General features: G+C 72.3%; 11 protein-coding genes. 5 read left to right on the forward strand and 6 right to left on the reverse strand.

Features of this window, described 5'->3' with window-relative positions:
• Positions 1 to 168: 168 nt before the first annotated feature.
• Together NE234_RS33850 and NE234_RS33855 are read left to right on the forward strand one after the other, a co-directional pair.
• On the forward strand, positions 169 to 1,632 hold the full coding sequence (locus tag NE234_RS33850) for an alpha/beta hydrolase (protein WP_252784968.1): 1,464 nt from the start codon (positions 169 to 171) through the stop codon (positions 1,630 to 1,632).
• Positions 1,633 to 1,886: 254 nt separating this feature from the next.
• Positions 1,887 to 2,954 carry an alpha/beta hydrolase gene (locus NE234_RS33855; RefSeq protein ID WP_252784969.1) on the forward strand — a complete coding sequence of 356 codons (1,068 nt, stop codon included), beginning with the start codon at positions 1,887 to 1,889 and terminating at the stop codon, positions 2,952 to 2,954.
• A 57-nt stretch (positions 2,955 to 3,011) separates the two neighbouring features.
• Here NE234_RS33855 and NE234_RS33860 read toward each other — a convergent pair whose 3' ends face one another.
• The 3 genes from NE234_RS33860 to NE234_RS33870 all read right to left on the reverse strand — a co-directional run bounded on the left by NE234_RS33860 (position 3,012) and on the right by NE234_RS33870 (position 5,553).
• Positions 3,012 to 3,794 (reverse strand): hypothetical protein, encoded by a 783-nt coding sequence (locus NE234_RS33860; protein WP_252785059.1) that lies wholly within the window; start codon positions 3,792 to 3,794, stop codon positions 3,012 to 3,014.
• Positions 3,791 to 4,510, reverse strand: coding sequence for a hypothetical protein (locus NE234_RS33865; protein WP_252784970.1), 720 nt, complete (start codon positions 4,508 to 4,510; stop codon positions 3,791 to 3,793). Before NE234_RS33865 ends, NE234_RS33860 begins: the two co-directional genes overlap by 4 nt.
• Before the next feature lie 140 nt (positions 4,511 to 4,650).
• Positions 4,651 to 5,553, reverse strand: a complete 903-nt coding sequence (locus tag NE234_RS33870) for a CDP-alcohol phosphatidyltransferase family protein (RefSeq protein ID WP_252784971.1) — start codon at positions 5,551 to 5,553, stop codon at positions 4,651 to 4,653.
• 251 nt (positions 5,554 to 5,804) lie between these two features.
• On the opposite strand from NE234_RS33870, the gene NE234_RS33875 reads away from it, so the two are divergent.
• Complete coding sequence (locus tag NE234_RS33875) at positions 5,805 to 7,226, forward strand: NAD-dependent succinate-semialdehyde dehydrogenase (RefSeq protein WP_252784972.1); 1,422 nt, start codon at positions 5,805 to 5,807, stop codon at positions 7,224 to 7,226.
• Between the two features lie 43 nt (positions 7,227 to 7,269).
• Here the strand turns inward: NE234_RS33875 and NE234_RS33880 are convergent, their stop codons facing one another.
• The 3 genes from NE234_RS33880 to NE234_RS33890 form a co-directional block, all read right to left on the reverse strand.
• Complete coding sequence (locus tag NE234_RS33880; protein WP_252784973.1) at positions 7,270 to 8,325, reverse strand: ABC transporter substrate-binding protein; 1,056 nt, start codon at positions 8,323 to 8,325, stop codon at positions 7,270 to 7,272.
• Between the two features lie 92 nt (positions 8,326 to 8,417).
• Entirely contained in the window at positions 8,418 to 9,266 is an 849-nt protein-coding gene (locus NE234_RS33885; RefSeq protein WP_252784974.1) for an ABC transporter permease, read from the reverse strand.
• The gene (locus NE234_RS33890) at positions 9,256 to 10,101 is read right to left on the reverse strand and encodes an ABC transporter ATP-binding protein (protein WP_252784975.1); all 846 of its coding nucleotides are present in this window, start codon (positions 10,099 to 10,101) and stop codon (positions 9,256 to 9,258) included. The genes NE234_RS33885 and NE234_RS33890 overlap by 11 nt, the downstream gene beginning before the upstream one ends.
• 157 nt (positions 10,102 to 10,258) lie before the next feature.
• Between NE234_RS33890 and NE234_RS33895 the strand changes: the two genes are divergently transcribed.
• Positions 10,259 to 11,851: an ATP-binding protein gene (locus NE234_RS33895; RefSeq protein WP_252784976.1), complete on the forward strand. Its 1,593-nt coding sequence runs from the start codon at positions 10,259 to 10,261 to the stop codon at positions 11,849 to 11,851.
• Positions 11,848 to 12,507: a response regulator gene (locus NE234_RS33900; protein ID WP_252784977.1), complete on the forward strand. Its 660-nt coding sequence runs from the start codon at positions 11,848 to 11,850 to the stop codon at positions 12,505 to 12,507. Before NE234_RS33895 ends, NE234_RS33900 begins: the two co-directional genes overlap by 4 nt.
• Positions 12,508 to 12,633: the final 126 nt, after the last annotated feature.

Consider the following 12,633-nt stretch of genomic DNA (forward strand, 5'->3'; position numbering starts at 1 on the left):
GAGCCTCTCGGGCGATGGGGCGACCGCGCGGGACTTGGCCCAGTCCTGGCGTGGTCCCGGTGATCGATTGACGTCGCCGCCGCCGCGCCGTGGCCACCAGAGGCCAGAACGGCGCCGACCGGTGCGTCGGGGATGTTCCCCGGCGCGGTCGATCGTCAGAATCCGCACATGCGATCACGACTACTCGTCACCGCGTTCGTCGCCACCGCCGTGGCCGCGATCGGCGGGCCGGCCGCCGCGGACGGCATCCCGTCACCGGCGACCGGCGGCGCCGCGCGCCCCGCCGGGGCCTCGGCCGTACCCGGCCGGCCTCGGCTGGCCGACCCGCACCCCTGCCCGGACCAGCCCGGCTTCACCTGCTCCACCCTGCGGGTCCCCCTCGACCACCGCGGCGAGGTGCCCGGAGCGCTCGACCTCCAGGTCGCCACCGCGGACAACGCGGGAGCGCCGAAGGGCGTCCTGCTGTTCCTCACCGGCGGCCCCGGGCAGCCCGGCGTGCCGTACATCTCCCGGATCGCCACGCAGCGGCTGCCGGAGCTGGCCAAGGACTACCGGTTCGTCATGCTGGACCAGCGCGGCACCGGGGAGTTCGGCGCGATCGACTGCCCGCAGCTGCAGGCCCAGGTCGGCAGCTCCGACATCGCCGCGCCCACCCCTGCCGCCATCGAGGAGTGCTCGCGGATCCTCGGCGACCGGCGCGGCCTCTACAGCACCGAGCAGACCGTCGCCGACTACGAGGCGCTCCGCCGGGCGCTGGGCGTGGACAAGATGGTCGTCGACGGCGTCTCGTACGGCACGTTCACGGCGGCCCGCTACGCCGTCGCCCACCCGGCGCACGTCCGCAAGGTCGTCCTCGACTCGGTCCTGCCGCACGTCGACCCGCAGGCCGACGACGGCCTCTACTTCACCGGTCTGCACGCTCAGGCCCGGGTGCTGCGCGACGCGTGCGCGACCGGGCCCGCCTGTGCGTCCGACCCGGCCGAGGACCTGGCCTGGGTGGTCCGTCACCGCACGGCCGCGGAGGGGGTGAAGATCTTCGACGCGATCGTGTCCTACGAGTTCCTCGACCCGACCTACCGTGACCCGAACCCGCCCGGCCTGCCCGCCGGACACGGCGACCTCGTCGGCGCGCTGCACGCCGCCCGGCAGGGCGACCCGGCCCGGCTCGACACGATCATCGCCGACATGGCGCCGGGCGGGGACCCTGTCGCCTCGTACAGCTCGGGGCTGCACATCGACACGTTCTGCTCCGACAGCGTGTTCCCGTGGGGCCGGTCCGACGCGCCACTGGCGAGCCGGCAGGCGAGGCTCGACCGGACGCTGCGGCACACCGACCCGCGCCGCGTGTGGCCGTACACGCTCGCGACGTCGGCGGGCAACGGGTTCACCCAGGAGTGCCTGCGCTGGTCCGCGCGCCCGGCCGCCGAGCCGCCGGCCCGCCTGCCCGACGTCCCGGTGCTGCTGCTGAACGGCGACCACGACCTGTCGACGCCGCTCGAGTGGGCGTACGAGGAGGCGACCCACGCGCCGGACGGCAGGGTCGTCGTCGTCAAGGGCGCCTCGCACTCGATCCAGAACCGCGAGCGCGGCCACGCGGGACGGGACGCGGTCATCGCCTTCCTCACCCACTGACGGCACGCGGCGAGCGACCGGGGCCGGGCGGCGCGTCCGCCCGGCCCCGGGAACGTACGGAGCGGACCCCCGGCCGCGCGCCGCGCGAACGGGCCATGAACGGATCAAGGGCGGACCAAGAGCGGACCAAGGAGGGACTGAGGGGGTGAACATCGCCCGAAAAGAGGATGAACCAGGAGGCGTTGCCGCCGTCCCCCGCTTAGCCTCGGCCTGCTCACGTCAACGGTTCTTCGGGGGACTATTTCATGGGACTGATGGGCCGGCCGATTCTCATCGCGGCCATCCTCCTCGCCGCCGCGGGACCGGTGGCCTGCCTGTACCTGTGGAACCGCGTGAAGGGACGGCTCGCGATCGCGGTCCGCCTGTTCATGATCGTGATGTGTCAGGCGTTCGCGCTGCTCGTCGGCGGGGTCGGGCTGAACCAGTACTTCGAGTTCTACGCCTCCTGGAGCGACCTGTTCGGCGGCGGCAAGGGCGGAGGGACCCCGATCGAGCAGGTCGGCGGGGGAGGTCCGGGCGGTCAGGTGCGCTTCGAACGGACACGGAACCTGGATCCGGACGTCTACACCGCGACGGTCACCGGCGAACACTCCGGCGTACGCTCCCGCATCCTGGTCTGGGTGCCACCCGGCTACGGTTCGGCCGCCAACGCCCACCAGACCTATCCCGTCGTGGAGCTCCTGCCGGGCTACCCCGGCACCCCCTCGACCTGGTTCCACGCCGTGCACGGCGCCACCGCCCTCAAGGAGGCCATGGCGTCCGGGCACGCGCACCCCTTCATCCTCGTCGCGCCGGTGACGACGGTCGTGCACGGCCGCGACACCGAGTGCGTCGACTTCCCCGGCGGGCCCCGCGTCGAGACCTGGCTCACCGACGACGTGCGGCAGGCGGTGACGCAGGCGTTCCGTGTGCAGGCGGACCGGAGCGCCTGGGGGATCCTCGGGTTCTCCACCGGCGGCTACTGCGCGGCGAAGATGGCGATCCGCCGTCCCGACCTGTTCAGCGCGGCCGTCACCATGCAGGGGGACGCCGTGCCGCAGACGCCGGAGGTCCGCCGCGACCACGCACTGTTCGTCCAGAACTCGGTGCTCGACCTGCTGCGCACGCGCCGCCCGCCGGTCAGCCTGCTCCTGGCGGGCACCCGGCAGGACCGCGAGTCCGATAAGGCGATCAACCAGATCATGCCGCTGGTACGGCCGCCGACGACCGCCTTCCTGTACGTCCTGCCCAAGGGCGGCCACAACGCCTCCGTCTGGAACTCGATGCTGCCGCAGGCGTACGCCTGGCTGAGCGCCCGTCTGTCCGCTCCGCACCCTTCGTGACGCGAAACGGCGGGCGCCCGGAGGCGCCCGCCGTTTCACATGGTCCGCTCGGCGGCGTCAGAGTGAGGTGAGGCGATCGAGCAGATCGCCGTAGGCGCGCAACGCCATGCGCAGGCGCTCGGTGTCCGCGTCGTCGCCGTTCCAGCGCTCCCGCAGGCCGCGCTGCTGATCCTCCAGGGCGGTGGTGATCGCGGTCACGGCCTCTTCGCACAGGGCGCCGGCCTGCTTCACCGCGTCGCGCGGGTCGTCGACGAAGCCGGCCTTGACCTCGCGCCACCGCGATCCGAACCGGTCCGCGTCGTCCCGGCCGATCAGCCGCTCGGCGGCCGTCCCGCCCGCCACGGCGTCCATGCCGGAGCCGTCCTCACGGCCGGCGCCCGTCCCGGCGCCGGTGCCCGACTCATATCCACGGCCGGCGGCGCCGGTGTCGGCCCCGTCCTCACGGTCGGCGGCCCCGCCGTACGGGCCGGCCCCGTCCTCACGGTCGGCGGCGGTCCCGGCGTCCGGTGCCATCACCGAGCCCGTCGATGCCGACGATCCGCCAGGAGCGTACGGCCGAGCGGTGGCCGCGGGCCCGGCCGTACGCTCGCCCAGCGGGTCGGCCGGGCCGCCCGGCTCGACCTGGGACGCGCGGGCGCCGGCGCGGCCGGACTCGGTCGTGTCCCGCTGTTCGTCCTCGGTTCGGCTCGACAGGATGATCTTGTCCGGTCCCGCGTCGTGGTCCTCGGTGGCCGTCCGCCCGCGCCCCTCGTCGGCGCCGTTCATCGGCATGCCCGCGACGGGGCGGTCGCCGGGCAGGGGACGCGCGCGCTCATCCGTCCGGTCCTCGTAGTCCTTCATCGTCTCCGTCCCTCCGCGACCTCGGCGTCCCTGCGCGACTCGCCGGCCGTGACCGACTCACCGGCCTCACCGTCCTCTTCGGCCCGCCGGGACCGGGTCGGCCCGCCGGCCCGCCGGGCGTCGGCGGCCTCGGCCCGCGCTTCGGTCCGGCGCGCGTCGGCGCGCTCGCGGGGGTCGAGCGACTCGCCGTCGCCGAGCAGCTCGGCGAACAGGGCGCGGTAGTGGACCATCGCCTGGCGGAGGTCCTCGGTGCTCGCCCGCCCCGCGTCGGCGCGGCCGCGGATGTCGTGCGCCGTGCGGTACCGGTCGATCGTGCCGGCGTGCTCGACGGACAGGTCCGCGACCTGCTGCTCGTAGTCGTCGGTGGGGTAGCCGCGGTCCTTCATCACCCGGACGAGGAGGTTGTCCGCCTCGGCCACGGCGCTCTGGGGCGAGTCGACGAAGTGCTCCTGCACCCGCTGCCAGTCCGCGCGGTACCGGTCGCGCACCGCGGGGTCGAGGGAGCGGAGCTCCAGTTCCCGGTGACGCTGCTCGCGGGCGCGCAGTTCCTGCTCGGCCTCGCGGGTGCTGTTATGACGTTCCACGGTGCGGTCGTATTCGGGCCCGAACCTCTCGCGCAGCCGGCGACGCTGCTGCTGCCGCCGGGCGAGGAAGCCCAGGGCCGCTACGACCAGAACCGCGACGACCACGATGACGGCCACTGTGGCGGTCGACATGATTGCCTCCGGTGGTGGGCTGTGATGAACGCCACGTGCCCGCAAAAAACTGGTCAAAACACAAGCCCGGGCCGGGGGCGCCGAAGAGCGACCCCGGCCCGGGCGTCGTACCGGGCTTCAGGAAAGGCCGGATGAACCGGTCACGGAACCCGCGCGGGCTCGGGACTCCCGCCCTTGATCTCCGCGAGGGCGCGGGTGAAGTCGCGGGAGGACAGCCACAGCTTGTACATGATGGCGAACTCGAACACGAGCAGCAGGGCGGCCGCCCCGATGGTGACGGGGATGATCTGGTTCACCAGCGGCGCGATGATGAAGACCGCCATCTGGAACTCGATGCCGCTCACCAGGTGGGTGCGGACGCGGTGGTCGCGCAGCCAGTCGCGGACGCGGATGTACCAGGAGAAGCGCTCGCGGAACTCCTGCTGCAGGTCGATGACCTCGGCGGCGCGCGTCTTGATCTCGTCCGGGTCGAGCTCGGGGTCCTCACGCAGCAGGTCCTCGGCGAACACGGGCGTCTCGCCGGCCGTCGACTCCTCGACCGCCTTCTTCAGCTCCGCGCGCATCTGACGCCGGACCTTCGCCACCTGCAGGGCGTCGACGTAGCGGAGCATGTCGAGGAACACGACCGCGACGCCGAGAAGGAGGTAGACCTCCTTGCCGGTGTGGTGGTACTCCCCCCACATCAGCGCGAGGGTGCAGGTGAGGACGCGGATGCGGTCGAAGACGTAGTCGAGCCAGCCGCCGAGCACCGTGCCGGTGCCCTTGAGCCGGGCGATCTTGCCGTCCATGCAGTCCAGCACGAAGCTGAAGTGGTAGAGGACGGCGCCCAGGACCAGCCACTTCCAGTCCGCCGTGAGGAAACAGCCGGCCGAGCCGAGGCCGAGGAAGAGCGCGCCCCAGGTGATCTGGTTCGGCGTGATGGAGGTCCGGTTGGCGGTACCGACGACGAGCCGGCCGGCCAGAGGGTCCACGAGGAACACCGTCCACCAGGCGTCCCGGGCCTTGAAGGTCTGGGACTTCACCTCTTCCAGCGTGAACTTCATACGGTTGGCCCCTTGGTCATATTGAGGGCGGCCCGGAACCGGCCGGGCCTGAGGATCTTGGTTGGTACTCCGTGGGACGCTCCGTCAGATTGCCAGGTTTACCGCTTGTTTACAGAGATTTCGTGAAACGGGGGTTGGGGCCGCTTCCCGGCCGGTCGGCGAGGGCCGTCCGTGCCGGGGCGGACCTGCGGAGAGTCGCCGCCGAATCGGTGGGTAACGTGCGGAGCGAGAGGCACTGGGAGGCGAACAACATGGAGAACAGGCTCTTCATCGGCGGCACCTGGACGGCGGCGGAGGCGTCCTTCGACGTCATCGATCCGTCGACCGGCGAGGTGTTCGCCTCGGTCGCGGACGCCGACGCGAACGCCGCGGTGCGCGCGCTCGACGCCGCGGCGGCCGCCCAGGCGTCCTGGGCGGCGACCGCGCCGCGCGAGCGTTCGGAGATCCTGCGCCGGGCGTACGAGCTGATGCACGAACGCGCCGAGGAACTGGCCCGGATCACCACCAGGGAGATGGGACGGCCGCTGGCCGAGTCGCTGGGCGAGGTCGCCTACGCCGCCGAGTTCCTGCGCTGGTTCGCCGAGGAGGCGGTCCGCGTGGGCGGTGAGTACCGTGTCGCGCCGGGCGGCGACTACCGCATCCTGACGACCCGGCAGCCGACCGGCCCGGCCTACCTCGTCACGCCGTGGAACTTCCCGCTGTCGATGGTCACCCGCAAGGTCGGCCCGGCGATCGCCGCGGGCTGCACGATGATCATCAAGCCGGCCGAGGCGACGCCCCTGTCCGCGCTGGCCCTGGGCCGGCTGCTGGCCGACGCCGGGGTGCCCGAGGGCGTCCTGAGCGTGCTGCCGACGAACCGCGCGCCCGAGGTGACCGACGCCCTAGTCGCCGACGGCCGGCTGCGGCTGCTCTCGTTCACCGGTTCGACGCCCGTGGGCAAGAAGCTGATGGAGCAGGCCGCCGGCAAGGTGCTGCGGACCACGATGGAGCTGGGCGGGAACGCCCCCTTCCTCGTGTTCGACGACGCGGACCTGGACGCCGCGCTGAACGGCGCCGTGGTGGCCAAGATGCGCAACACGGGAGAGTCGTGCGTCGCGGCGAACCGGTTCATCGTCCATGAGGCCGTCGCCGAGGACTTCGCGGCGGGTCTCGCCGAGCGGCTCGGCGCTCTCCGGCTCGGGCCGGGCCTCGACCCGGAGACGGAGGTCGGCCCGCTGATCGACGAGCGGGCGCGCGACCGCGTCGCCGGTCTGGTGTCCGACGCGCTCGAACGCGGCGCGACCCTCCGTACGGGCGGGAAGACGCCGGACGGGCCCGGCTGGTTCTACCCGCCGACCGTCCTGAGCGACGTGCCTGCGGACGCCCGCGTGATGCGCGAGGAGATCTTCGCCCCGGTCGCGCCGATCGCCGCCTTCCCCGATGAGGAGTCCATGATCGCGGCGGCGAACGACACCGAGGCGGGTCTGGTCGCCTACGCCTACACCCGCGACCTGAGCCGTGCGCTGCGGGTCTCGGAGGCGCTGGAGACCGGGATGGTCGGGATCAACCGCGGGCTCGTGTCCAACCCGGCGGCGCCGTTCGGCGGGGTCAAGGAGTCCGGGATCGGCCGCGAGGGCGGTTTCGAGGGCATCGACGACTATGTCGAGCTGAAGTACGTCGCCGTCGACCTGTGAGGACGGCGAGCGGGCCCCGGGTGGCCCCGGGGCCCGCGTCCGGTCACTGCTTCGGCGCCTTGGAGACGTACTCGGTCGTGTAGGTCTTGGACAGGTCGACGCTGTCCTGCCGGCCCTTCACGTTCGGGGAGAACTGCGCGAGGACGTTCAGCACGTTCTTCGCCCCGTCGGCGGGCATGACGCCGTCCGCGGTGAACATGCCGATGCTGTCCGCGACCGCCTTCTCGTACAGCTTGGGGTCCCCGCCGGCGTAGTCCGCCGGCATCTTGGCGGCGATCTCCGCCGGCTTGTGCGCCTTGATCCAGCCCAGCGTCTTGACGAACGCGTTGGCCAGCTTCTGCACGGTCGCGGCGTTGTTCTTGACGTAGTCGCAGTTCATGTAGAGCGAGCTGGACGGGTACAGGCCGCCGAGCGCCGCCTTGGTGCCCGCCTCGGTCCGCATGTCGAGCAGGACCTTCCCCTGACCGGTGCTGACGAGTTTGGCGACGGTCGGGTCCGTGGTCATGCCCGCGTCGATGCCGCCGTTGTTCAGGGTGGCGATGAACGTCTGGCCCGCGCCGGCCTTGACGGTCGTGTACCCGGAGGTCGGCACGCCGTTCTTGGTCGCGAGGTACTGCGTCAGGAAGTCGGTGGAGGAACCGGGGCTGGTGACGCCGAGCTTCTTGCCCTTGAAGTTCGCCGGGGACGTGATCTGCCCGGCCTTGCCGGCCGCGACGACCTCCACCTCGCCGGGGACGTCGGCGAACTGGACCACGCTCTCGATGCACTTGCCCTTCGTCTGCAGGTCGATCGTGTGGTCGTAGAACCCGACGACGCCCTGCACGTCGCCCGAGATCAGGACGTTCTCGGCCTGCGCGCCCGCCGGCTCGGTCAGCAGCTGCACGTCCAGGCCCTGCTCCTTGAAGTAGCCGAGCTGCTCGGTCAGCTTGGCGGGCAGGTAGATGACCTTGTCGATGCCGCCGACCATGATCTTCACGGTGCCGCCCTGCTTGCCCCCGCCGCTCCCGCCGGAGGCGGTGCGCGAGTCGCGGCAGGCGGCGAGGGACAGGGCGGTCGTGGCGGCGAGCGCCGCGGCGGCGATGCGGGTGGTCGTACGCATGTGAGCTCTCCTTGAGGCAGGTGAGGACGCCCGTCCGCGGCGGGGCGGACGGCGGGCGGGGGAGGGAAAGGGGAGTGGGGCGGGCCGGCGGGTCAGATCCGCGCCTCGTTGGCGGCCACGGGTGGGCGCCAGCGCAGCAGACGGCGTTCGAGGAGGGTGAGGAGCCACTCGGCGAGCAGCGCGATCACCGTGATGATGATCATTCCGGCGTAGATGCCGGCGGAGTCGAATGTGCCCTGCGCGTGGTTGATCAGCAGGCCGAGGCCCTTGTCCGCGCCGCTGTACTCGCCGACGATCGCGCCGATGATGGCGAAGCCGAACGCCGAGTGCAGCGACGCGAGGATCCAGGACGTCGCGCTCGGGACGACGATCGTGCGCAGCACGGCCGTACGGCTCGCGCCGAGGATCCGCGCGTTGTTCACCAGGTTGCGGTCGACCTCGCGGGCGCCCTGGAAGGCGTTGAAGAACACCGCGAAGAACACCAGGATGAACGCGGTCGCGACCTTCGACGACATGCCAAGGCCGAACCAGATGACGAACAGGGACGCCAGGATGATACGGGGGATCGCGTTGGCGGCCTTGATGAACGGCGCGCACACGTCGGACAGGAACCGGCTGCGGCCCAGGACGATGCCCAGCACCACGCCGCCGACGCTGCCCAGCACGAATCCGATCAGGGCCTCTTCCAGCGTGTAGGCGATCTGCGTCCAGATCGACCCCTGCGACGTTCCGGTCGTGAACCAGTCGACGAGCCGGTGCCAGATCGCGCTGGGCTTGGAGTAGTAGAACGGGTCGATCCAGTACGTCGCCGCCAGCTCCCACGAGCCCAGCACGGCGACGACCAGCAGGACCCGGACGGCGTTCACGGTGAACGCCCGCCGGCGGCCCGCGGCGCGGGCCTGGGCGACGGCGGTCGCGTGGTCGTCCAGCTCAAGCAGCATTGCCGGCACTCCTCTCGCGGGTGATCTGGACCTCTTCGCGCAGCGACTCCCACACCTCGCGGTAGATCTCGAGGAACTCGGGCGTGAGCCGGATCTCCTCGGCGTCGCGCGGCCGCTTCAGCGGCACGTCGAAGGACGCCTTGACGGTGGCGGGGCCGGCGGTCATCACCACCACCCGGTCGCCGAGCACGACGGCCTCTTCCAGGTCGTGCGTGACGAAGACGACGGCCGCGCCGCCGCCCTTCCCGAGAGGGTCGTCGCCGGCCCACAGCCGGAGCAGCTCGTCCTGCATGAGCCCGCGGGTCTGCACGTCCAGGGCGGAGAACGGCTCGTCCATGAGCAGGATGGACGGCTCATTGACCAGCGTCTGGGCGAGGGCGACGCGCTTGCGCATGCCGCCCGAGAGCTGGTGCGGGTAGTACGACTCGAAGCCGCCCAGTCCCACCCGGCCGACCCAGTCGCGCGCCCGCTCGCGCGCCTCCCGCTTCGCGACGCCGCGGTACCGGGGACCGGCGGCGACGTTGTCGAGGACCGTACGCCAGGGCAGTACGGCGTCGTTCTGGAACATGTACCCGACTCCGGCGGGGATGCCGTCGACCGGCCGCCCGTGCACGAGGACCTCACCGGCCGAGGGGGGTTCGAGGCCCGAGACCAGGGACAGGGTCGTCGACTTCCCGCATCCGGTCGGGCCGACCACGGCGACGAACTCACCGGCGCGCACGGCCAGGTCGAGGTTCCGGACGGCGGTGTGCACTCCACCCGACGAGGAGCGGAAACGCTTGGTCGCGTCGCGGAGCTCGATCGCGGGGCCGTCAGGCTCTGCTTGCGTTGGCATGCCCGGAGGTTACGAGTGCGTTTCCCAACGGTTAAGCCTTGCTCGCGATGTAATCGCAAGCCGTGTTTCCGGTGGTTAACGACCTTAGCGACCTTTATCGCATTGTGCTCACCTGATTCGGCGGCGGCAGGGCTGCTTCGGGCTAATGTGCACGTTGATGTCCCCTCGTCTCCGGATCCGGTTCGCGCACCAGGTGCTGATCCTGCAGATCAGCGTCGTGGTGCTCGTCGCCCTGACCGGGTACGCCCTGGCCGCCTGGATGCAGCGCGACGAACTGCGCAACCAGTACGCCTGGCGGGCCCTCACCGTGGCCCGCTCGGTCGCGGCCGACCCCGTCATCGGCGACACCGCCGCGACCGGCGCCGACCCGGACGGCGTCGTGGAGAGCCGGGCCGAGCGGGTGCGGCTGGCCACCGGCGCGCTGTTCGTCGTCGTCACCGACCGGAACGGCATTCGCCTCTCCCATCCGAACCGCGCGCTCATCGGCAGGCGGGTCAGCACCGACCCCTCGGCGCCGCTGTCCGGACGGGAGGTGAAGGTGATCGAGCGCGGCACCCTCGGCCTGTCCGCGCGCGGGAAGGTCCCGCTGCACGACCACCGCGGCGCGCTCGTCGGCGAGGTCAGCGTGGGCTTCGACGCCGGGGAGATCGACCGGAGGGTGCACCGCACGATGGCCGTCGCGGCCCTGTTCGCCGCGGCCGCCGTCGCGCTGGGCGTGCTCGCGTCGTTCGCGATCGGGCGCCGGCTCAAACGCCAGACCCTCGGCCTGGAACCGTACGAACTGGCCGAGCTGGTCCAGGAACGCGCCGCGGTCCTGCACGGCATCAACGAGGGCGTGCTCGCGGTGGACGCCGCCAACCGGGTCACCGCCTGCAACGCCGAGGCGGCGCGGCTGCTGGGCGTCACCCCGGACCGCGGCGAGCCGATCGCCGGGCTGCCCGTACGCGGCCGGCTGAGGTCGGTGCTCGACGGCGCGGAGGAGGCGCGCAACCTGTTCGTCGTCGCCGGCGAGCGCGTCCTGGTCGTCAACCGGCGGGAGGTCCGGCACGACGGGCGCCTGCTCGGCACCGTGATCACCCTGCGGGACCGTACGGACGTCGAGTCCCTGGCCCGGGAGCTCGACGCCGTCCGCGCGCTGTTCGACGCGTTGCGCGCGCAACGGCACGAGTACGCCAACCGGATGCACACGCTGTCCGGGCTCCTCCGGCTCGGGCACTACGAGGAGGCGGCCGGCTACATCCAGACGGTCGCCGGGGTCCCGGCCGCCCGGGAGGCGCCGCCGGACGACGTCCCCGACCCGTACCTGCGGGCGTTCCTCGCCGCCAAGGCCGCCGTCGCGACGGAGCGGGGCGTCGCCCTGGAGATCGCCGGGACGAGCTGGGTGCCCGGCCGGGTCGTCGACCCCCTGGACGTGACCACGGTGCTCGGCAACCTCGTCGAGAACGCCATCGAGGCGGCGCGGCTCGGCACGTGCCGTCCGGCCCGGGTGGAGGTCGAACTGCTCGGCGACGGCGCCGACCTCCACGTCACCGTCGCGGACTCGGGTGAGGGCGTGCCGGCGGACCTCCGGGAGGCCGTCTTCCGCGACGGCGTGTCCACCCGCCGGTCCGAGGACGGCCGGCCCCGCGGTCTCGGCCTCGCGCTCGCCCGGCAGGCGGCCCGCGCGCGCGGCGGTGACGTCACCATCGCCGAGCCCGATCCCGACGGCGGCGCCGTGTTCGTGGCGCGCCTCCCGGAGGTGTTGCAGTGATCGATGTGCTGGTCGTCGACGACGACTTCCGCGTGGCGCAGGTCCACGCCGGGTTCGTCGAACTGGTCCCCGGCTTCCGCGTGGCCGGGCGGGCGCACACCGCCGCGGACGCCAGGGCGGGCGCCGCCCGGGTCGACCTCGTGCTCCTCGACGTCTACCTGCCGGACGAGTCCGGGCTGTCCCTGCTGCCGGACCTCGAGGCCGATGTCATCATGGCCACCGCGGCGACCGACGCGCAGTCCGTCCGCACGGCGTTCTCCCGCGGCGCGCTGCACTACCTCATCAAGCCGTTCACCGCGGAGGAACTCGGACAGCGGCTCCGGGCGTACGCCCGCTACCGGGAACACCTGGCGGCGGCCGGTGAACTCGGCCAGGCCGACGTCGACCGCGCCGTTCGCGCCCTGCACACGGTGCCGCGCGCCGCGTGGCGTGCGGCCAAGGGCCAGTCGTCGGTCACCGCACGGCTCGTGGCCGAGGCGCTTCAGCGCGCCGGCGCGCCGCGGTCGGCCGCCGAGATCTCCGAGGAGGTGGGCATCTCCCGGGCCACCGCGCAGCGGTACCTGGCGTCGCTCGCCCAGTCCGGACGGGTCCAGGTGACCTTGCGGTACGGCAGCACCGGCCGCCCCGAGCACCAGTACACCTGGCCGGCCCGCTGACCCTGGCACGGCCGAGGACGCTCCGGCGGCTCCCGAGCCGGTCGCTTCGGCGCCGGCCACCGGACCGGGCGTGACGCGCCGAGGGGATATATGACGCCGGAAAGCCCCCCTCGACCGGAAAAATGG

This window comes from Actinoallomurus rhizosphaericola, from assembly GCF_024055675.1.
Classification (GTDB): domain Bacteria; phylum Actinomycetota; class Actinomycetes; order Streptosporangiales; family Streptosporangiaceae; genus Actinoallomurus; species Actinoallomurus soli.